We start from the raw sequence: 20,849 nt of genomic DNA, 5'->3' as shown, positions 1-20,849 counted from the left end.
TTAATTAACCTCCGCAATAAACTCATCATTTTCAGTCGCTAAGCGAATATGAGAGATAGCTTCATTACGTGCACTATATTGTAGAAGTAATAAAGAAAGAGGCGGCAATAACGCACCATCAATAATAGATTCCAAAATACGCGCACCATTTTCAGCACGAGAAGCTCTGCGTAAAATTTCCGTAGCAACACTCTCTTCTACATTGATTTCTGCGTTGAAACGCTGTTTTAACAGGTTAATAAGACGAGCTAATTTGCCATCAACAATTTGTCGTAAAACCTCTGCAGGCAACGGTAAATAAGGGATCACTTCCATTCGAGCAAGTAATGCCGGTTTAAAGAAAGTTGTTAATTCAGGGTAGAGTGCATCTTCTAGTTCGTCCGGTTTATCCGCGTAAGCAGTAATGACATGGTCACCTAAATTAGAGGTGAGGAAAAATGCGATATTTTTACAATCAATGACTCGTCCTTCTCCATCGGCTATCTCTCCTTTATCAAAAGCTTGATAAAATAGATTTAGCACATCAGGATGCGCTTTCTCTACTTCGTCGAGTAAAACAACTGAGTAAGGTCTTTTACGAATAGCTTCTGTTAAGATCCCTCCTTCACCATATCCCACATAACCGGGAGGTGAACCAATAAGGCGAGAAACAGTATGTTTTTCTTGAAACTCAGACATATTAATAGTCGTGAGATATTGTGTGCCACCGAACATTAATTGGGCAATTTGGATAACCGTTTCTGTTTTACCCACGCCACTAGGACCTGCTAATAAGAATGCCCCCAGCGGTCGACCCGGTCGACGTAAATCAGCCCGCGCTGTAAGTAAATGTTTGTGTAAACATTGAATGGCTAATGATTGGCCTTTGATACTCTCTTCCAAGTAGGTCGGTAACTCAGTGACAATTGATAATGCATCTTGTGATAATCGATTTAATGGTACGCCTGTCCATTCAGCAATTACCGCCGCAATTTGTTTTTTATCGACGTGAGGTGAAACCAGTAAATGCGTGTCGTGTAGCTGAGCAAGTTGTTTATCTAATTGTTGTAACTGTTGCTTTAATTCTTCAGATGAGCAGGGGGGCTGTGTCGCTATTTTTTCATCATTATCTTCAGCATCTTCTGCTTCACTATAAGTTCTTATATCACTTACCACTTCATTATTTGCAACATCATTTGCGACATCGTCATTAGTCGCTTCGGTAGCATTATTAAGTAATGTTGCTCGTAAGGTAATAATTTGAGATACAAGCTCTTTTTGTTGCTCCCATGCTTGCTGTAAATCAGTTGCTTGTTGCTCAATAGCACTTGCTTGTGAGGCTAACGTTTCAAGACGCTCAGAATGATCATCTAAACCTAAATAGTGTTCTCTTTGTAATACATCCATTTCCATATTGATTTGGTGGAGTTCTGTTTTCAAAGAGGATAATGCCTTTGGTGGCGAAGATAGATTAATCGCGGCTCTTGCACAGGCTGTATCTAATACATCAATGGCTTTGTCTGGTAATTGACGTCCAGAGATATAACGTTCACTTAATTCAGCACTGGCTCGTAGTGCTTCATCATCAATAAAGACATGGTGGGATTTTTCATAGATACTACGTAAGCCACGCATAATGATAATGGCTTCTGCAGATGATGGCTCTTTAACTTGCACTAATTGGAAACGGCGCGCTAATGCGGCATCTTTTTCAAAATATTTTTTGTATTCGCTCCAAGTCGTTGCTGCGATAGTTCGTAGTTCTCCACGCGCCAAAGCCGGTTTTAATAAATTAGAAACATCTAAGCCACCTTGCTGGTTACCTGCACCAATGAGGGTGTGTGCTTCATCAATAAATAGAATGATAGGGTGAGGAGATTGAGTGACTTCTTGCATAATGCCTTTAAAGCGTTTTTCAAATTCGCCTTTGACTGCAGCACCTGCTTGTAATGCGCCTAAATCAAGAGTAAGAAGTTCACAACCTCTTAATTTATCAGGAATCTCTCCGGCAATAATACGTAGTGCTAGTCCTTCAATTAACGCACTTTTACCCACACCGGGCTCTCCGACTACCACAGGATTGTTTTTACGGCGACGGCACAGAATATCAATCATTAAGTCGATTTCATTATCGCGACATAAGACCGGATCTAACTCACCATTTCGCGCTTGTTCAGTCATGTTATGAGTAAATTTCGCTAACAATGAATCAGCAGCAAGGTTACCTTTTTCTGATACTGTTTTTTCGTCAAAAGGCGATTCAGCAGAGCCTTCAGTCCATTGATCAAAATTGAGTTTTAATTGGTCGCGGTTAATCTGCGCAAGCATATCGGCAACAGGTTTCGCAAGATAACGCAAAGGCATTTGTAGTAAAGTTAAAAACAATGCACCAGAGCGAAGTTCACTGTGATTTAGTTCAGTTGACGCTAATAGCCAGCTATCTTTCATCCATTCAACTAATAAGGGTGAAAAACTAGGATAACTTTGTGTAATAACTTGATGTGGCGGAATGTCGATATCTAATAACTCTGATAACGCATTAATATCTAATGCGCTTTTTTGACTGATCATACGAATGTCAGTTAATGGCATTTCTATCAGTTTTTGTAGAAACTGAGCAATCGTAATTTCAGGTTGCTGGTGGCTTACACAGTAAGCGGCTGCACTTTCTAAGGCATGCTTAGCTATTGGGTGTAATCGATTAACGAGAGTAGAGAGATCAATTTGGATCATAATGCGTCCTAGCCAAGTAAAGTATTAAGTTGTTCCACAATACTGAGTGTTTGATAATTCAGTCTGGATGAATAAATGCTATAAATAATCAACGCGAATACCGCTGTACCTATGAGAATATAGCGAGCCCCTAAACGCTTACCTAAACGATAACGGCTTTGTTGGTTATCACCTTTTTCAAATAGAACTATTGGCTTAGCGTTACCTCTTAGCTGTTGGATCTGTTTTTGTAAGCGTCTTAATAAATGATTAAATTCATCATTTTGTCCCGCAGAGACTTTGTAGCGCCCGCGGTATCCTAGGCATAAACAAAGGTAGATAAATTCAATCAGATCGAGGTAACGTTTAGGTTCACCTAATAATCTTTCAATTAAGACAAAGACTTTTTCACCACCCCATGATTCATTATGAAAATGAACCAGTAATGATTGTTTTACCCAACCATTATCTTGATCCCAGCCTAATCCAAGGGCGGTTTCATCAATAAAAGTACATAGCACATAACGAAATGAAACAATGGCACCTGGCTCGTAACCTTGGATCTGTAATTGTTGCTCAATAGAGGTAATATCCATGACAACTTGTTGGTAAAGCTTTTCTGAAAGTGGGGTTTCAGACATCGCTTTCATGCGCAATACCATGCCTAATAAAGGTGTAGCAGCATCTATCATTGGATTGATGTTGTTTCCTCTTAGCGGCAGTTGGTAATTTTTCTTTGTAATGCGCTCTTCATCATCATGATTCAGTAAAATATCATCAGTCATAGAGTGCTCCATCTCTTATTGCCCATAACTGAATATCGAGATCGGGGAAGTTTCCTGAAACGTGGAATGCGATGTTGCCATCCTGCTGGATCCCTTTCCATTCATTGCCTTGTTGATCAAAATGGAAATAGTTATATCCCGAGTGATAAGGTAATTGTCTTGGTGCAGCCGAAAGTGGTGATAAAGGAACACCCGGTATTTGCACACTAACCAAGCTGCGAATGTTATTGATTGTTGTCACCTTAGTTTGTTGTGGGAATTGGCGACGTAGTTGCTCTTGCGGCATTTGTGATTTCACTGCAATAATAAATTCAGCACGTTGTAGTAGTTGTTTGTCATGAATGGTTGCGACACGAATACCATGCTCTTGAATTTGTAGCGGGATTGGGATCGCTCTTGGTGTTAAGACAACACTGAGTGCTTCGCGGATACTGGCTATTAATGGAATATAACTTTCTGTTAATTTAGCATGTTGATATTTGGCAATATTTTCAGGTAAACGTGAAGTATTCGTGAATGTCTGTAGCTCACCACAAAGCTCTAACAAATCTCGAAATAGTTTTTCAGGATGGATCACCGGCTCTTGAGCATAATGCGAATAGAGTGGATAAGTGCGATTAAGCACTTGTAGCATCATAAATTCTGCCACATCCGCAACACCTTGCTGACCCGGGGCACCAATGCGAGAGGCAATTTGTTTTCCTCTTTCATACAGCGTTCCTTCAAGCTCGGTGAGAAATTGGCTCAATAATGTTGAGGCACGGATATTTAATAGGCTGGGAATATAATCATTATCCAGCGTTAAATTACCATTAGCATTACGCTCTCTAATACGACAGATAGGTAAAGCAACATAGGCATCTAAACCATGTTTACCTTGTTTGAGTATTGGTGTGAGCTGTGCAACATGAATAGCACTGATATCACCATTTTCAGTATGTAAATCACGAATATTTTCGGTGCTTTCGCTGTAGCGAGAAAGTAAACGACTACCGTTATGTTCAGTGGAAATTTCACTGACATTCTCGTTCATTAAAGGAAAAGCCAGATAAATAATACTGCTGTCACTATCAGTAATATTCGTTATATCAATAGGCTGTGGTAGTAAATCTTGGTTTGGTATAGAGAAAATGGTGCCGTCTGGCATAACACCAGAAGCTTCTTTAATACCAATACGACCTAAAGCATATAAATCGTCACTCAATTTTAAGGTACTAAATCCCCAAAAGTGTGAAAAAAAGTTATTTAAAATACTCACCGTCATATAATCTTGATGACGTTGTTGTTGCTGAAAATGTTGAGGTTTGATAAATAGCCCTTCACGCCAGATCACTCTATTTTTAGTTGACATATTAATCATCCTCTTCTTGTCTAAATTCGATTTCATTTTCCCTAATGTGCACTAATAGGAAGTAGTGGCGTCCTTTACCACGCGCTTTGACTATTTTCTTCCATTCTGCTTTATCAGGATCTGAGTAATAGGCAATAATGCCAATGTAACGGTTAGATGGGTCTAACGTCATAGTAGGGAAGGGTTTATATTGGCCAGGTAAAATGGTGTAGTCTTGATGGTCAATATAATTTTTCTTTAGAACTTTCTCTAAGTCACCCTCTTTTGCATCTATCTGATCATGATCAACAGAGCCAAATACTGAATCTTCGTTAAGATAAACAACTTGGATATTTATCGGCGCAGCTTCACCTTCCTGATTAGGATTAATATAGGGCTCCGCAAGGATGGTTAATGCAACGGTAGAGGGCTGATCTTTCGGTTGCCCAACAGGAGTTGAGGGATCTAATAAGATTTTCCCCATTTTACCCGCGGCTTCAAAAGGTTTACTACATCCACTCAATATTAAAAAAGAGCTAAATAACAGTAATATTGAGAAAGTTCTAAGCTGCATATTAAGCTTCCTCTATTCCTTTTCTCAGCGCTCTGTCATAAGCATGGCTGTATACTTCATAGAATAATTTTTCAAAACCCTGTTGCCGAGATGAAGAGAGTTCTTTGTAATAGTTGTTGTACATTTCCCAAGCCCAGCCATCATTCATTGGTGTGTTATCTGAAGCTCGTCGATACTGAGAAAAGCGGTTTAATAAATGTTCAGGAGAGAATGCTGCCAACATGGTTGATAGTGCGGTTGAAATAGCTTCTTGATTCGCTTGATAATGCAATTGGATGTTGTGCAAGCTTTCTGTTACTGCCGCAGGTGCTGAAAGATGTACAGGGCTACGTTCATCGGTAAACATCAACTTCATTGTCTCTTCATAGCCACTATTAAGACGTAGAGGATTATCTTCAATTGGGCGTAATTGCTTATCTTGTAAGCTTTCTTGTTGTTGTTGCAAAATCAGTAAACCTTCAATAGCCGCTTTGACGGTTTTACCCAGTTCAACAAGAAAATCATTAGCATGCTGTGTATTTGTTAAATTAAGGTGGATACCTAATCCCTTCATCAGAGGGTTAACCGCCACATGATCGACATCGGTCATATGTTCGTTTTCATTAGGTGTGATTTTAGGTAAATCAATAAATTCTTGGACCATAGTATTCTCTTGATTATCTGATGTCGGAAAGGCAGATGAATACGAGTGGGGGTCACTCAATAAAGGATCGTCTGAAGTAGCTTGTGTGTTTTTAGAAATTAAGCTTAGATTTTCGTTTTCTAAAGCCTGTAGTGGGTCTGTTGTTAATGCACCCTGAACGGTTGGTACAAACGGAGGCTCTTTCCGCTCATTTTTGACTGTTGTATCAACATCAAATAATGAATCTAGCGGATTATGATCTTTTGCGATAATAGACTGAGGCGTCATCGCCATCATATTTTGTACCGGCTCTCCGGTAAGACTAATATTGGTGGCAATAACTAATTTACCCACTTTTATCTGATCACCTTGGGTCAGTCTTACGGCATCAAGATGCAATGGAATAATCGCATTATTAATGTAAACAGGACCTGAATTTACTTTTAAGCAAAAGTGTTGATCTTTCCAAAACACCGTACATTGCCGATCGGCAATAGCACCTTCATTATCTTGGATTTTCCAGTCACATTGATTGCCACTACCAATCTGTCCGCCACTTTGAGTTAAAGTCGCATTTGGCAGATAACCACTTTCTAGCTGTTCACTATTTTTGATGCTAAAAGAAATTGTTGGCTGATATTTATCCATCTCTTTATTCCAATACCGTAATGGTGACATCCGGTTTCTTTGCGGGTTGACCTAAAAAGCTTTGCCAGCCTAATTGGTTGTGTTGTTGGTGACCCAAACGGAACCCTTCGGCTTGCTTTTCAGCAATGCTAAGACGTAAATCCCAAGCTAATTGCTCATGAAAAATGTAAGAAACAAAGGCAACTAATGGTGCGAAATCACTGCCATTAGGTAAAAAACGCATATAGCGTTCTAAACTTAATTCACTGATTTCGATGGTGCATTTTCCATTGCAGTCATATATGTGTGAGCCCAGACTAAAATTTTCCCCTAATAACATTCGTGGGCGAGATTTTTGTCCGGATTGATGAGAAATCGTACCTAACTTGTTTTGTTGTGATTCAGGAATAGGAACACGGCGTGTCTCCCAACCAATTACTTTTACATTTTCTAAGTCGAAACAGTGAGATATAAGACTACTAATCACATCAGAAGAGCGACTTGGACTCGCCAAAAGACCAGCATAAGCGAGCATTTTGCTATGGTTGATTTTGATCCGACCGCGATTAGCTCCATTACCTAATCCAACGAGAGAAAACATATATTGTGAAAATGAATCCTGACCTTCATTTTCAAAGCAAATGTAGTAACGATATTTGCGCCAGATCCGATAAAGTAACGCTATCAGACGATGATTGAAGATATCGAGAAAAGCGGAGATACCTTCTATCTGTTGTGCATCTTCCCAAGCAAACTCATCCAGATAATAGCCTGGTAGGGGGGACTGACTTCCTTGTAAGCCCAAAAAAGCGACTTCTAATTCATATTGTTCGACATTATTTTTTTCAATGGAAATGACATCTCGCGTCGGAAATGCAATATTTGAATAAGATTTAAAGCGAAGAATACCGCTGTCATCCTCCATCGAGTTGACATCTTGATGAATTATTTTATTTAACAATTCAACGAGTTGATAAAAATTATACTCTGTTACCGATGAGCCAGCTTGTTCCAGCCAACGATCGATTACTTCAGTATGTGCTGGTTGATTTGTGCTGGCCATCGATAAACTTCCTTATTATCAAGGTTAATAACTTCCAACTCATGAAACATATTAATGCTGGTATATAAGGTGAAAAATTGAGCGATAACGGTACAAAATAGGAATAAACTTCCTTCTGAAAGAAACGCATTTTGATGAACAACTAACGTTGTCTTCAGACCGCGAACAGGAAGGCCTTTGTAGATATGCTCAATATGCTCTGAATGTAAATCAACTAATGCATCTAGGCGTTTTTGTGATTGCCTTGCAACCTGTGTGTTATAAACAGACGGTAAATCATAGAGTTGTAATATTTTTTTTAATGAATCAAGATTGAGCAAAGACTGATAATTTAAAGATAAATTAGTTAATTCAGACCAATATAATGTTTTATCTAATAATGGATATAAAGGCAGTGTTGGTGCGAATAAATTCTTAGCAGATAAAGCCCCATAAGGAATTGATGCACTATCTAAATCGATAGAACGCGTCGATAACTGGGAAGCGATATAGCGGTTAGTACAGTTGAGTGCAACAGAAACGGTTTCTTCACACTGTTGTAACTGAGGCTCTTGCTGACGAACAAAAGAAAGTCGATGGGAATAGCCGTATAACTGTTCATTTTGACTTATCTTTAAACGGTAATAGCCATGATTTTGAGTCTGATGGTTTTGATGATAAAAACTTTCAAATGCTGTATAGGTGATCGGATAAGGTTTAGCATCATTAGGATAACGTAACCCTCTAACCTCATTAATCGAAAAAATATCAAAACATTCAGTAAGTTGGTAATTAGGACTTAAAACATACTCCTCACTTTTCCCCGTCAAATTTATTGCTTCACTATCAATAGGAAATAAATTCACAATAGGGGTGCAATTAAGTTTAATACTGTCGTCGTAAAGAATAACGCCATCAGGAATTTCTAGATCAAAATTGATCACCAGTTTGAATTGCTCTGCTTCGATAGCCAAAGGAATGTCATCCAAACCATGAATATCTAGAAAGAGAAAGGCTTCAGGAAAACAGAAAAACTCTTGCAGTATACGATAGCCATCATAGCTATTTTTCGGGTATGGAAGTAAGGCATCCTGCTTTTGAAAACCAACAGGCGTAACTGAAAAGTGAGTAAGAGGTAGTGTATGTACATCTGTGACTAAAGAGGCACTCTGCACATGCTGGCTTAATAAAAAATAGAGCTGATTTGTAGTAAATGGCGCACCATTTAAGTAAAAACACAATTTATCTAAGCCAATATTGGCAAGTGGCTGTTTTGTTGCTAACTCAAATGTTATTTCAATGGCGGTTGTTTGCTGCAAAATGTTACTGATTTTTGTCGGCATTAACCAGAGGTCGCGACTTTGACTAAATCGACATTGAAATAACGTCTCGTGGTTTGTTTCCTCACTTTGCACATAAAGTGGAGTGGCACTAAAAGGTTGTCCTGCTGAAATTTTTGTTGCGTGTTGGCACTGAGCATAATTAGGATGATATTCAACAATCGTCATGCTTGGCACAGGGCGTGCGTAGTTTGGCCAAAGCATATTGGCTAAACTATTAGTTAATTCAGGAAATTGTCTATCTATTTGCTGGCGTAAATTACCCGATAAATAAGATAGCCCATCCATAATCCGCGAAGTATCAGGATCTTTAACATTGTGCGAAAGCAAATTAACAAGTTGCGGTTTTTCTTTGGCAACTTGCTCAGTCAGCTCATTTAAGTATTCTGATTCATTGGTAAAGTAGGATTTTGATGACATATTAATGCTATTTAAGCTGATATCTACGGTTATTATCTAAATACACATTAAATTCAATAAGTTGCTGCTTATTTTCTAAATCAATAAAAGCATTAATATTAAATTGTAAAGATAAACTATCTGCATCTTCTTCAAGAAATTTCACTACAACTTTGCTGATCCGTGGTTCATACGCAATAATGCAACTACTAATGCTATCTTCTAGGTGAGATTTAAAATCAACCGTAGATTGAGTCGCATCATTTAAATCAGGGATCCCTAAGGGTGGTGTTCCTTGGCAACCATCAGGTCTAGCATTTAAGATGTAATTTAAATTCTGTTTTATTGATTCAATGAGTGTATTTGTTCGCGAACGATGGGAAAAACCTAAGTTTTTCCCTCGGATCCGTTCAAATAAGCTGGTGCCAGCATTAGCCTGCCAGCCATAATTGGATGCCATCACCGTTACTCTTTATCAAGACGACCAACAAGTGATAATTCAAAGTTTGCACCCATATATTTAAAATGTGGGCGAACTTGAATAGCGACTTGGTACCAACCTGGATCGCCATCAACATCAAGTACTTTGATTTCAGCTGAACGCAATGGACGTTTACTACGAACATCTGCTGGTGGGTTTTCTTGATCTGCGACATATTGCTTAAGCCAAATATTGAGTTCACGCTCCAGATCTTGACGCTCTTTCCATGAGCCAATCTGTTCACGTTGCAATACTTTTATATAATGAGCTAAGCGATTGATAATAAACATGTATGGCAATTGAGTTCCTAACTTATAGTTAGTCTCTGCCAATTTGCCTTCAGGAGTATTTGGGAAGACTTTTGGTTTTTGAACCGAGTTTGCGGAGAAGAATGCAGCATTATCACTGCCTTTACGCATGGTCAGCGTGATAAAGCCTTCTTCTGCTAGTTCAAATTCTCTACGATCGGTAACTAAAACTTCAGTTGGGATCTTAGTTTGTAATTCACCCATCGCTTCAAAAATATGCACAGGAAGATCATTAACTGTACCGCCACTTTGTGGGCCAATAATGTTTGGACACCAACGATATTTTGCAAAACTATCATTAATACAGCTTGCTAATAAGAATGCGGTATTACCCCATAAATAGTGCTCATGGTCTTGTTTAACATTTTCTGAATAGTTAAACATTTTTACAGGGTTTTCTGTTGGAGAGTATGGCAAACGTAATAAGAAACGCGGTGCTGTTAACCCTAAATAACGGGAATCTTCTGCTTCACGCAGTGAGCGCCATTTAGTATGTGCAGGGCCTTCAAAAACAGATTTTAGATCTTTAATTGCCGGCAGTTCAGCGTAGCTATTAATACCAAAGAAATTAGGTGAAACAGATGATAGGAATGGCGCGTGAGCCATTGCACCAACAGTACTAACATACTGCATTAACTTCATATCTGGCGCAGTATTGTTAAAGGCGTAGTTACCAATAACTGTTGCAACAGGTTCACCACCAAATTGGCCGTATCCTGAAGAGTAGACGTGTTGATAGAAGCCTGATTGAACAATTTCTGGAGAAAATTCAAAATCTTCTAATAACTCTTCTTTAGTTGCATGAAGAATATTGATCTTAATATTTTCTCTAAAATCAGTGCGATCAACGAGTAATTTTAAAGAACGCCACGAAGCTTCAATTTCTTGAAATTTAGGCGCGTGAAGAATTTCGTCAACTTGAGTACTTAGTTTATTATCAAGTTCAACAAGCATTTTATCGATTAATAATCGATTGATCTGTTGGTCTTCAGATTCACTGGCGAAAATATTACTAATAAAAGCAGCAACACCTTGTTTGGCAATATCGTATGCTTCTGTTTCTGGAGACATACGTGATTGAGCCATAATTTCATCAAGTAAAGAGCCTGTAGATGCGGGGGCTTGTTGCTCTTGAGCTTCTGCATTTAGTGACATGAAATAATCCTCTATAAACATTATTTTTGATTAGCAGCAATATCGAGCTCTTTTAGAAGCTGTTCGCGAGTTTCTTGATTTTCAAGTAGTTCTTGAAGACGCTTTCTAAAAGCTGGGACATTGCCTAGAGGACCTTTTAATGCAACTAAAGCTTCACGCAATTCGAGAAGTTTATTTAATTCGGGCACTTGGCGAGCGATACTATCAGGAGAGAAATCCTGTAAAGATTTCACATCAAGATTAACATTAAGCTCTGAATCACTGCTTTCTTCTAAGGTATTACGAACATTAATATTTAAATTAATGCCAGCACTTTCCATAACAGAATTGAAGTTGTTTTGATTGACTGAAATCGCTTTGCGATCTTCAATGGGGGTCTCTTCCGTTTTACCTTTCATATCCCCAACAATCAACATATTCAATGGAAGTTCGACTTCAGCCTGAGCTCCGCCAGTATTTGGCGTATATTTAATATTAATCCTTTCTTTAGGGGCAACACTACCGAGATTTTTCTTACTCATTTAAGTTAAGCTCCTTGTATGAGTATGCAATAACTTCTTAATTCCATAAATAAAATGCCTAAATTAAAAATTAATAATAAATTTAGAGCATGCACTTCCCTACACAGAACAAAACAGGCTCTGCGTTAAGAATTCTTTTCCCAGTAAGGTGTTTAAATATGTTTAATATTGTACAAAATTTATTTTTTAGTTTTGGTCATGATATACAAAATTAACTTAGGGTCAATAGGTAATTTATTATATGAGTTCTTATTTTTATATTAAATAAGCTGAGAGCAGTATCAATAGGGCATCTTATCGGGATAAGAAATAAGTTTGACTATAATTATGAAAGCTAACTTATTCGGTGGTTACTCTAATAATGAGTATCTAAATGATATAGCTAATTGCAATATTAATTAAACTCAATTTAATAAATATAGAATATATTAATTTATAAAATTCTGTGAGCTAAGTTCATATTTTACAATTAGTAATATAATTTCATATTTTTCTAGCATAATTACTTATTTTATCTATTTTGCTTGAAATGTTATTTCAATTTTAGGATAAGTTAGCTTTTACTCATTATATTTGTAGCACGATGATGGATACATATTAAACAAGCCTTTTTGGATATTGACGATGTTTTTATATTTTGATTTATTTTCAATATCTTATAGTTTTTTAAATTAAGGCGTTAATCTTGATTTAAGAGCAATAAAGAGGTTTTTTTGAGATATCAATTTATTCATAGGAACATAACGTGTTAGAAAATCAGAGGGAATAATAGGTTTTAAAGCCCTTTGTGACGCTACATATTGATATATTAAAAATAACATATATATAACGAGTATATGATAAAAAATAAAAACGCAATGAAACTATTTAGGTGTGAATTAGTTTTTTATGGCAATAGAATTGCAAATATAATACAGCTATATTTGGTTTAACTTAAGGGTATGATCTGAAAAATATTCTGCTTTAATAAATGGATTTTTAATTTTTTAGTACGATGTATCTCTTATAGTGAGTAAGAAGATGGTGCTATAAGCCAAAAAAGACTAACCATAAATAGCTAAATAACTATAGAGATATCTTTATTGTTATCAAATAAGAGGATTACCTATTTCAATCAAGGATAAATACTAATATGGCTCAAATAGATCTTTACCCTAATATGATATGAAAAATCTTCTCTCAATATTGCTACTGTAATGAGCATCGCTTCTTAATTTATACTGGAATAACAGCATATCTTTATCATCAATAAGTAAAGACCAAGATAGTTAAACTAAAACTTTTGTGTCTCCCTATCCTTATTTTCTACTTGTTCATTGTATAGTTTTATAATTAGCCTCCATAAAATGAGTATTGGTACGTAAAAATAAGACTGAAATATACGCATATCGAGTGTGTTAAATAAAAATAGTGGCTTAATTAGCATGATATTTTAATTAAATTGAGCTTAACAGCTAAATATATTGACCAATTTGGACTGCTCATGGAAAAAGGACAGTATAATTCAATGTAATTGATTTTTAATACTTTAAAATCAATGGATTATATGCGCTATTTCTGATTTAACATTTCTGTTACAAAATATATTTTTATGTACATAGTGTTTCTTGGGCTGCGAGCAATTTGTCTATTTATTCATCATATTTTATGCTGATAAACACTTTTTATGACTGTTTTTACAGCATGATATAGCGATATTTCAACCAGTTTACGCTAAGTGACTTATCCTAGAGAGATACAAAAAAAACGGGCTGTTTACAGCATATTGATAAGATTTTATTATCCTTTACCGAAGTCTTACCGTGCGCACTGGCTAAGATGACAGACATGACTAACGGATTGTTTTTAAGACAATCATTTAATTTAATTTGTCGTTTTTGATAAAAGGATATTGTTATGCCAACTCCTTGCTATATTTCCATTGAAGGAAAAACTCAGGGCAACATCACTGCAGGCGCGTTTACTGCAGATTCTGTCGGCAACATTTATGTACAAGGTCATGAAGACCAAATGTTGGTACAAGAATTTTCTCACGTAGTGACGGTTCCGACTGATCCGCAATCAGGCCAACCTTCTGGCCAACGTGCGCATAAACCGTTTCGTTTTACCGTGGCATTAAACAAAGCCGTTCCTCTGCTGTATAACGCACTGGCTTCCGGCGAAATGTTGCCAAAAGTTGAGTTAAAATGGTATCGCACCTCGGTAGAAGGTAAACAAGAGCACTTCTTTACCACCACACTGACTGACGCGACGATCGTGAACATCGATTGCCAAATGCCTCATTGCCAAGATCCGGCTAAAGCCGACTTCACGCAACTTATCGAAGTCTCCCTCTCTTACCGCAAAATTGACTGGGAGCACACTGTTGCTGGAACGTCTGGTGCGGATGACTGGCGTGCGCCTCTCGAAGCGTAATACCGTTATGACGAGTCCTTGGGGGCTCGTCCTTATTTTGTATTGTTCCCTTTTCTTTATCCATTTTTGCATGGAGGCAGATTATGCTTAGCAAAGATCCGAAATCAACGCCCATTGACCCGGCATCCGTTTTAAAAGATGAAGCCATCAATCAAGTGAAAAATAGGGTGCAATCCAAAGTGAACGAAACGCTATCGACACCCACGCAAAAGGTGGCCGGGATGGCCTCAGCAGCGGCCTCGCTCACTCAATCAGCCAGCGCATCGGCCAATCGCGTGACTGCTCATCCCCTGATCCACGGTGGCGGTTTTACCGGTGGACAAACATTCGCTGAAAACCAAGCACTCCAAGCGGCCCATGGGGCGTTACTTGATGCATTAGGTATGGACAGCCTCGAAAGTGGTTTGGTGTTCACTTGCACCATTGGTGGATTGCCTGACGACACCTTTCAAGTCACCGAATTTAATCTTACCGAAGGATTATCCTCGCTATTTTCACTGTCCATCAGTGCGGTCAGTGCCTTACCCTTTATCGATTTCCAGCGCCATCTTGGCTTAGCCTCATCATTAACGGTCAAACGCGATGGGGTGTTGATCCGCAAAGTCAACGGTATCTTAGCTGGGGCAGTACAAGGCAATACCGACGGAGTGAAAACGTGGTATCACTTCGATATTCGCCCTGAAATGTGGGTGATGACCCTCAATCAAGACAGCCGTATTTTTCAACATCAATCGGTGCCGACCATCTTAAAAACCTTATTGGATGAGGCCCATGTTAAAGCGGATTGCCAATTCTACCGTGAAGATCTACACCCTGAACGTCTCTACACCACCCAAAAACGCGAATCGGCATTTGATTTTTGGTGTCGACTGGCGTTTGAAGAGGGCATTAACTTCTGGTTTGAAGAAGAACAACTGTTTTACAGCGATGAACATATGGGGATGACGGCGGGTATTCACCTTACCTATAACCCGCAGGCCGACACCGATATCAGCGATAGCACTGCCATGACTTGGCAATATGGCGAATATTTGTGTGTGGATGAAACTATCCATAAAGACAACAACTTTGTGCGTCCTTCTTATCCGTTGTCTCATGAAAACAAAGTTGAGCAGGGGGGACAGCACAGTGTGTTTGAAAGTTATGGTCGTTTTCAATTAGACGATGAAGGTCGACCTCTGACACAGGTGCGCTTTGAGCAATTACGTAACGGCAGCAAAGTGGGGCAAGCGACAACAAACTGTTTTGCACTGATGCCCGGCAAAATCTTCACCTTATCTCAGCATCCCCATCAGCCGATGAATGATCGCTGGCAAGTGATCAGCGTCAGCCATCATGGTGTACAGCCATTGGCGGACAATAGCGGGGGCGAAGGCACACAACTGTCGAATAGCGTCTCCTTTATTCCGGGCACGCAAGAGTGGCGTCCCCCTTATCGTTATAAACCGACGGCGGACGGCGATGAAGTGGCGACGGTGGTAGGACCACCGGGGGAAGAAATCTACGTCAATGAATATGGCGCCGTGAAAGTGCATTTTCATTGGGATCGTCGGGGAAGTGCCGATCACAGTGCTTCATGCTGGGTGCGGGTTGCCATGGGTTGGAGTGGAAATGGCTATGGTTTTTCTGCGGTACCGCGCATCGGCACACAAGTGTTGGTCAGTTACCTGAATGGGGATATCGACAGACCGATAATTACCGGTTGTACCTATGATGGTCGTAACGCACCACCGATTAAGTTCCCAGAGAATAAGACACAAACCACTTTCCGTAGCCAAACCCACAAAGGGGAAGGTTTTAATGAATTGCGTTTTGAAGATGCGGGCGGTAAGCAAGAGGTGTTTCTTCATGCGCAGAAGGATATGAATACCGTAGTCCAAAACGATAAAGGAACGACGGTAGGGGCTAACCATACTGAAACCATTATGCAAAACCAAAAGATCTCAGTACATGGTACGCAAACTACGGCGGTTCAAGCGGATCAAAAAAATATCGTGTTTGGTAACCAACATTCAATCGTGGATGGTGAAGTGTTGATCGCATCAGCCAAAGGTATTCGTTTAATTAGTGGCAACTCGGCACTTCAATTAAACCCTGACGGGACTATCACCTTAGTGTGTAACAACTTTGATTTTTACGGTCACGGTAGCGGTCGGATTGGTACTGGTGAGTTATTAGATTTGAATATGGACGGGGCAGGTCCCGGAAACCTTGAGATGAAACCCGATACTAGCACTATCGCTCAAGCGAAAGATCAGTTTTTCCCTAAAAAATAATTAAGCAAAAGTAATAAGGTCAGCCATGAATTATCAATTCCAAGAAGGTGCTATCACATTACCGGATGAAGAATATCAAGACAATAGTCTTAATATGCTGCGTTTCCCTACGCGACAAGGCAGTATTTCTATTACGCGTGATGTAGTGGCTCCAGAGATAACCCTCAATGACTATCTGGCTGGACAGTTGTCGGCCATCAAACGTGAAATGAAAAATGCGGTGGTAAAAGCACCCACAGATTTTCGTACCGAAAAAGGAGTTACGGGCTGTGAAATCTATTGTGAAACCAAACAAAAAGGGATCCCTATTTATCAGTGGATCGCCGCTTTTCGTCTAGAAAATAAAATAGTGGTGTTGACTTACTGCCAAATTAAACCGTTTTCCAATACTGAGCAGGCGCAATGGCAAGCGTTAAGAGACAGTTTTACGCCATCGCCCAATTAATGCAATCCCGATGTTTTAACCATACCCACTGACGATTTATTGTTTATTTTATAAGGATAGAGATATGGGAAATGAATTTTTCGCAGCCAAGCAAGGCGATAAATTAATGCACTCGTCAATCTTCGCCGATATCGTGTGTGGTGTGGTTAAAGGGGCGGTTTATGCCGCGATAGGGACGGCCGCTGTGGCGCTGACCATTGGGACAGGCGGTATGGCAACGGCCGCCGGTGCGGCCATTTTTGCCGGTGCAGGGCTGGCGGCGGGCTTTACTATCGGTGGATTGATTGATGATGCCGCTGATTGGGTCGCGGATGGGATCGATAGCTTATTCGGGCTAAGTAACCCTGATGGTGAAATCGATACTGGCTCGAAAAATGTACGTGTCAAAGGCAAGGGAGCCGCTCGCGCAGCGGGAAAATTACCGTCACCTGTGCTACTCGCTTCAATTGCGGCAGATAATACCCCACCGAAAGAAGAAAAAGGCACCGAGATTGCCTTACGCGTATTGAAAAATACCGCCATGATGACGACTGGGGCATTTTCTTTATTGGCGGGTAAGGTGCTAGGGAGCCAAACCAACAATGCGGCACCCATAGCGCTCGATCCCTCCGCGTTTCCCGAATACCCCTCACCGGAGCAAGGTTTTTTTGACAGTATTCTTTCCCCAGTAAAAGCTGCGAAACACCCGAATGCTGAACCTATGCCTTTGGATACCATCACGTGCGATAAATGGCATTGTGCTAGCGCCCCTTACTTTTTAGCCGAAGGGTCGAAAAAAGTCCAAATTAATAGCCAACCGGCGTGTCGTAACGGTGATAGAAGCACTTGTGAAGCCAAAATCAGTGATACGCAAGAAAAAGGGATTGTGCGTATTGGCGGTGGCAGTGTGGTGGTACGCGATATTATGAGTGGGCGTAACCCCTTTGCCGAAATGTTTGGTGAAATCCTCGGTGGCCTTGCTGTTGGCGCGGCGTCTACCCTGTTTCGCAGAGGGGGACTCAAGGCGATTAAACAGTGTTTGAATAGTGTAGGCTGTACTTTGGTGAGTGAAATCGCCAGTACCGCAGTGGGCAGTATGGTAGTCGCCTCGGTGACCCAAGCCTTTAATAGTGTGCGTCACCCCGTGCATGCGGCTACGGGGGCGAAAGTCCTAAATGGAGAGGATGACACCGATTTTATTATTGATGGTGTGTACCCGTTAGTCTGGTCGCGTATTTACCAAAGTCGTAATACGGGTGAAAATCGTTTAGGACGCGGTTGGGCGATGCCGTTTGATGTCTTTTTGACAATTGACGACACGGGTAAAGGGCTTGAGAATGAAAACATTTATTATCATGACATGTCGGGGAGGCGTTTAGCGTTAGGAAAAATCGCCCTTGGTCAGAAAGTGTTCTATCAAGATGAAGGCTTTACCGTCTATCGCACGACAAACAATCTTTTCCTTGTTGAATCGGCGGAAGGTGATTATCAATTTTTCGAAGCCAATCCACATAAAATCAATACACTGCGCTTAATGAAAAGTGCTGATCGTCATAATAACGCTTTACACTACCGCTATGCTAATGACGGTGAATTGGTACAAATTCATGATGATGCGTATCTGACCGATATCCGGTTACATTATGATGAAATCACCCAACGCTTACAGTCGGTGACCCGCCACCAAGGACAAGAAGAAAAAACGCTGGTCACTTATACTTATGATGCACAACAGCGTTTAGTGCAAGTCACTAATGCGGATAAGCGAGTGACTCGTCGTTTTGGCTGGGATGATGAATCGGGTTTAATGGCCATGCACCAATATGCCACAGGGGTCAGTAGTCATTATCGTTGGCAACGTTTTGATGCTTTTACCATTGAAGACAATGAACCTGAGTGGCGAGTGGTTGAGCACTGGCTTAAAGACGGTAAACGCTGTTTAGAGCATACCGAACTGACGTATGATTTAGCTCAACGAACCCTCACCACCGTGGAAACGGGGGGCGAAACCACCTTCCGTCGCTGGAATGAACAACAGCAAATTATCGAATACACTAATGCATTGAATGAAACGTGGTGGTTTGAATGGGATACCAGCCGCTTATTAACGAAAGCAATAGCCCCAGATGGCAGTGAATGGGGGTATACCTATGATGAGCGCGGTAATTTAACCCAATCGACCGATCCGGAACAACAATCGACTTGCTATGATTGGGACAAAGATTTTGCGTTTCCCACGGCACAAACCTTGCCAAATGGGGCGGCTTGGCATTGGGAGTACAATGAGCACGGCGATATTCGTCGTGTGATTGACCCGCTTGGCCATATCACGCGCTTGGCGTGGGATGACCAAGGCCTGTGTCTGGGGCAAGTGGATGCTAAGGGTAATGAAACCCACTATCGCTATAATGCCCGCGGTCAGTTAATCGAGCAACGGGACTGTTCGGGTTATCCCACCACCTTGACCTACGATGATTGGGGACAACTTCGCTCGTTGACCAATGCACAGAATGAAACCACGACTTACACCTTTAGTGAAGCGGGGTTGTTGTTAACAGAGTGCTTACCGGATGGGACAGAAAACCGTTATGACTATGATGCCACCGGGCAATTAGTGGGAATAACGGATGCCGGAGAGCGCCATATTCTGTTGCGCCGTAACCGTCGTGGACAAGTAATAGCCCGACGCGATCCGGCAGGGCATTGGTTGCATTTTCACTATGATACTTTCGGGCGTATGCAGGCGCTGGAAAATGAACAAGGCGAGCAGTACCGCTTTGAGTATGATGCGTTACACCGTTTAACCGATGAATATGATCTTATCGGACAACAAAAGCACTATCAGTACGATGTGATGGGGAATGTCACCCAGATAAAAACCACCCCGGGGCCTTGCGTTGATACGCCGATACCCTTATCCCCGCAGGTGACCACCTTCGGTTACGATAAAGTGGGACGGTTGCTGTTTCGAGAAAACGCCGATTATCGCACGGAATACCTTTATCAACCTTTGAGTGTGACATTACGCCGAGTCCCCATGGCGATATGGCATGAAGCCGAACGCACCGGCACCACCGCCCGCGTAGAGTATCAAGACGCCCTGACCTTTACCTACGATAAAGTGGGGCAGTTGGTTCGAGAAGCCAGTGCTCGCGGTGATTATCAGCATCACTATGATGTGCTGGGTAATATCACTCGCACCGAGTTGCCCCATCAACGGGCATTTGAATACCTGTATTACGGCTCTGGGCATTTACAACAAACGCAATGGCGAGATAATGAGCAACTGACGGTATTGGCGGAATATCAACGAGACCGTTTACACCGAGAAACGTTGCGCACCAGTGGCGCCTTAGACAATGAAACGGGCTATGACTGTCGGGGACGTATTACGCACCAAGTGGCGCGTCAAATGAATGCCTCACAGTTTGTGACCCCGGTGATAGACCGTCGTTATCGTTGGGATAAACGCAATCAACTTATCGAGCGCAGTGTCAGTTATGGTCAAACGGGCGAGTTTTTTACCGCCGGACATTGGTACTACCACAGTTATCTGTACGACCCACTGGGCAGTTGACAGCGCATTTAGGGTCGGTACACAAACCGAACACTTTCTGTATGATGCAGCAGCCAATTTACTGACTCGTCCGCACACCGAAGCACCGCATAACCAAGTACAAGGCAGTGATAAATTTGATTATCGCTACGACGGTTTTGGTCGCATGGTATCGCGCTATGAAAAAGGCAGTAGCTCGGGGCAACGTTATCACTATGACAGTGACCACCGCATTATCGCGGTGGATATCGACCAAGGGCCCTTAGGGTATCAGCGAGCGGAATACCGCTACGATATCTTAGG

Annotated in this window: 15 protein-coding genes; 5 read left to right on the top strand and 10 right to left on the bottom strand. The window is 40.8% G+C overall.

What is annotated here, in order from left to right:
• The 10 genes from tssH to tssB are packed head-to-tail and all read right to left on the bottom strand — an operon-like array spanning window position 1 to window position 11,875.
• Complete coding sequence (tssH, locus tag AACU98_RS09995; RefSeq protein WP_161735877.1) at window positions 1-2,712, bottom strand: type VI secretion system ATPase TssH; 2,712 nt, start codon at window positions 2,710-2,712, stop codon at window positions 1-3.
• A gap of 8 nt (window positions 2,713-2,720) precedes the next feature.
• Window positions 2,721-3,476, bottom strand: coding sequence for a type IVB secretion system protein IcmH/DotU (gene icmH / locus AACU98_RS09990; protein ID WP_004244617.1), 756 nt, complete (start codon window positions 3,474-3,476; stop codon window positions 2,721-2,723).
• Window positions 3,469-4,827, bottom strand: coding sequence for a type VI secretion system baseplate subunit TssK (tssK, locus tag AACU98_RS09985; RefSeq protein ID WP_026164596.1), 1,359 nt, complete (start codon window positions 4,825-4,827; stop codon window positions 3,469-3,471). The genes icmH and tssK overlap by 8 nt, the downstream gene beginning before the upstream one ends.
• Before the next feature lies 1 nt (window position 4,828).
• Window positions 4,829-5,380 carry a type VI secretion system lipoprotein TssJ gene (gene tssJ / locus AACU98_RS09980; protein ID WP_004244619.1) on the bottom strand — a complete coding sequence of 184 codons (552 nt, stop codon included), beginning with the start codon at window positions 5,378-5,380 and terminating at the stop codon, window positions 4,829-4,831.
• Between the two features lies 1 nt (window position 5,381).
• On the bottom strand, window positions 5,382-6,650 hold the full coding sequence (gene tagH / locus AACU98_RS09975) for a type VI secretion system-associated FHA domain protein TagH (protein ID WP_004247648.1): 1,269 nt from the start codon (window positions 6,648-6,650) through the stop codon (window positions 5,382-5,384).
• Between the two features lie 4 nt (window positions 6,651-6,654).
• A complete protein-coding gene (tssG, locus tag AACU98_RS09970; RefSeq protein WP_004244621.1) occupies window positions 6,655-7,692 on the bottom strand; it encodes a type VI secretion system baseplate subunit TssG in 1,038 nt (345 codons plus the stop codon).
• Complete coding sequence (tssF, locus tag AACU98_RS09965) at window positions 7,656-9,431, bottom strand: type VI secretion system baseplate subunit TssF (protein ID WP_017628432.1); 1,776 nt, start codon at window positions 9,429-9,431, stop codon at window positions 7,656-7,658. The genes tssG and tssF overlap by 37 nt, the downstream gene beginning before the upstream one ends.
• Window positions 9,432-9,438: 7 nt before the next feature.
• Entirely contained in the window at window positions 9,439-9,870 is a 432-nt protein-coding gene (gene tssE, locus AACU98_RS09960) for a type VI secretion system baseplate subunit TssE (RefSeq protein WP_161735881.1), read from the bottom strand.
• A 5-nt stretch (window positions 9,871-9,875) separates the two neighbouring features.
• Complete coding sequence (gene tssC, locus AACU98_RS09955; RefSeq protein WP_004247652.1) at window positions 9,876-11,354, bottom strand: type VI secretion system contractile sheath large subunit; 1,479 nt, start codon at window positions 11,352-11,354, stop codon at window positions 9,876-9,878.
• A gap of 20 nt (window positions 11,355-11,374) precedes the next feature.
• The gene (tssB, locus tag AACU98_RS09950) at window positions 11,375-11,875 is read right to left on the bottom strand and encodes a type VI secretion system contractile sheath small subunit (protein ID WP_004247653.1); all 501 of its coding nucleotides are present in this window, start codon (window positions 11,873-11,875) and stop codon (window positions 11,375-11,377) included.
• Window positions 11,876-13,771: 1,896 nt separating this feature from the next.
• On the opposite strand from tssB, the gene AACU98_RS09945 reads away from it, so the two are divergent.
• The 5 genes from AACU98_RS09945 to AACU98_RS09925 all read left to right on the top strand — a co-directional run.
• Window positions 13,772-14,290, top strand: a complete 519-nt coding sequence (locus AACU98_RS09945; RefSeq protein ID WP_004246976.1) for an Hcp family type VI secretion system effector — start codon at window positions 13,772-13,774, stop codon at window positions 14,288-14,290.
• Between the two features lie 83 nt (window positions 14,291-14,373).
• Window positions 14,374-16,566, top strand: a complete 2,193-nt coding sequence (locus tag AACU98_RS09940) for a type VI secretion system Vgr family protein (RefSeq protein WP_036908212.1) — start codon at window positions 14,374-14,376, stop codon at window positions 16,564-16,566.
• Window positions 16,567-16,591: 25 nt separating this feature from the next.
• Window positions 16,592-17,011 (top strand): DcrB-related protein, encoded by a 420-nt coding sequence (locus AACU98_RS09935; RefSeq protein WP_004251951.1) that lies wholly within the window; start codon window positions 16,592-16,594, stop codon window positions 17,009-17,011.
• A 64-nt stretch (window positions 17,012-17,075) separates the two neighbouring features.
• Window positions 17,076-20,567, top strand: a complete 3,492-nt coding sequence (locus AACU98_RS09930; protein ID WP_237612250.1) for a DUF6531 domain-containing protein — start codon at window positions 17,076-17,078, stop codon at window positions 20,565-20,567.
• A partial coding sequence (locus AACU98_RS09925; protein ID WP_442958958.1) for a hypothetical protein occupies window positions 20,491-20,849 on the top strand: 359 nt, incomplete at its 3' end. The genes AACU98_RS09930 and AACU98_RS09925, both read left to right, overlap by 77 nt.

The sequence above is a fragment of the Proteus sp. G4380 genome (genome assembly GCF_963885725.1).
GTDB classification, from domain to species: Bacteria; Pseudomonadota; Gammaproteobacteria; order Enterobacterales; family Enterobacteriaceae; genus Proteus; species Proteus mirabilis.
Note: the sequence above shows the minus strand (reverse complement) of the source record. Positions and strands in the feature narration are given on the sequence as shown.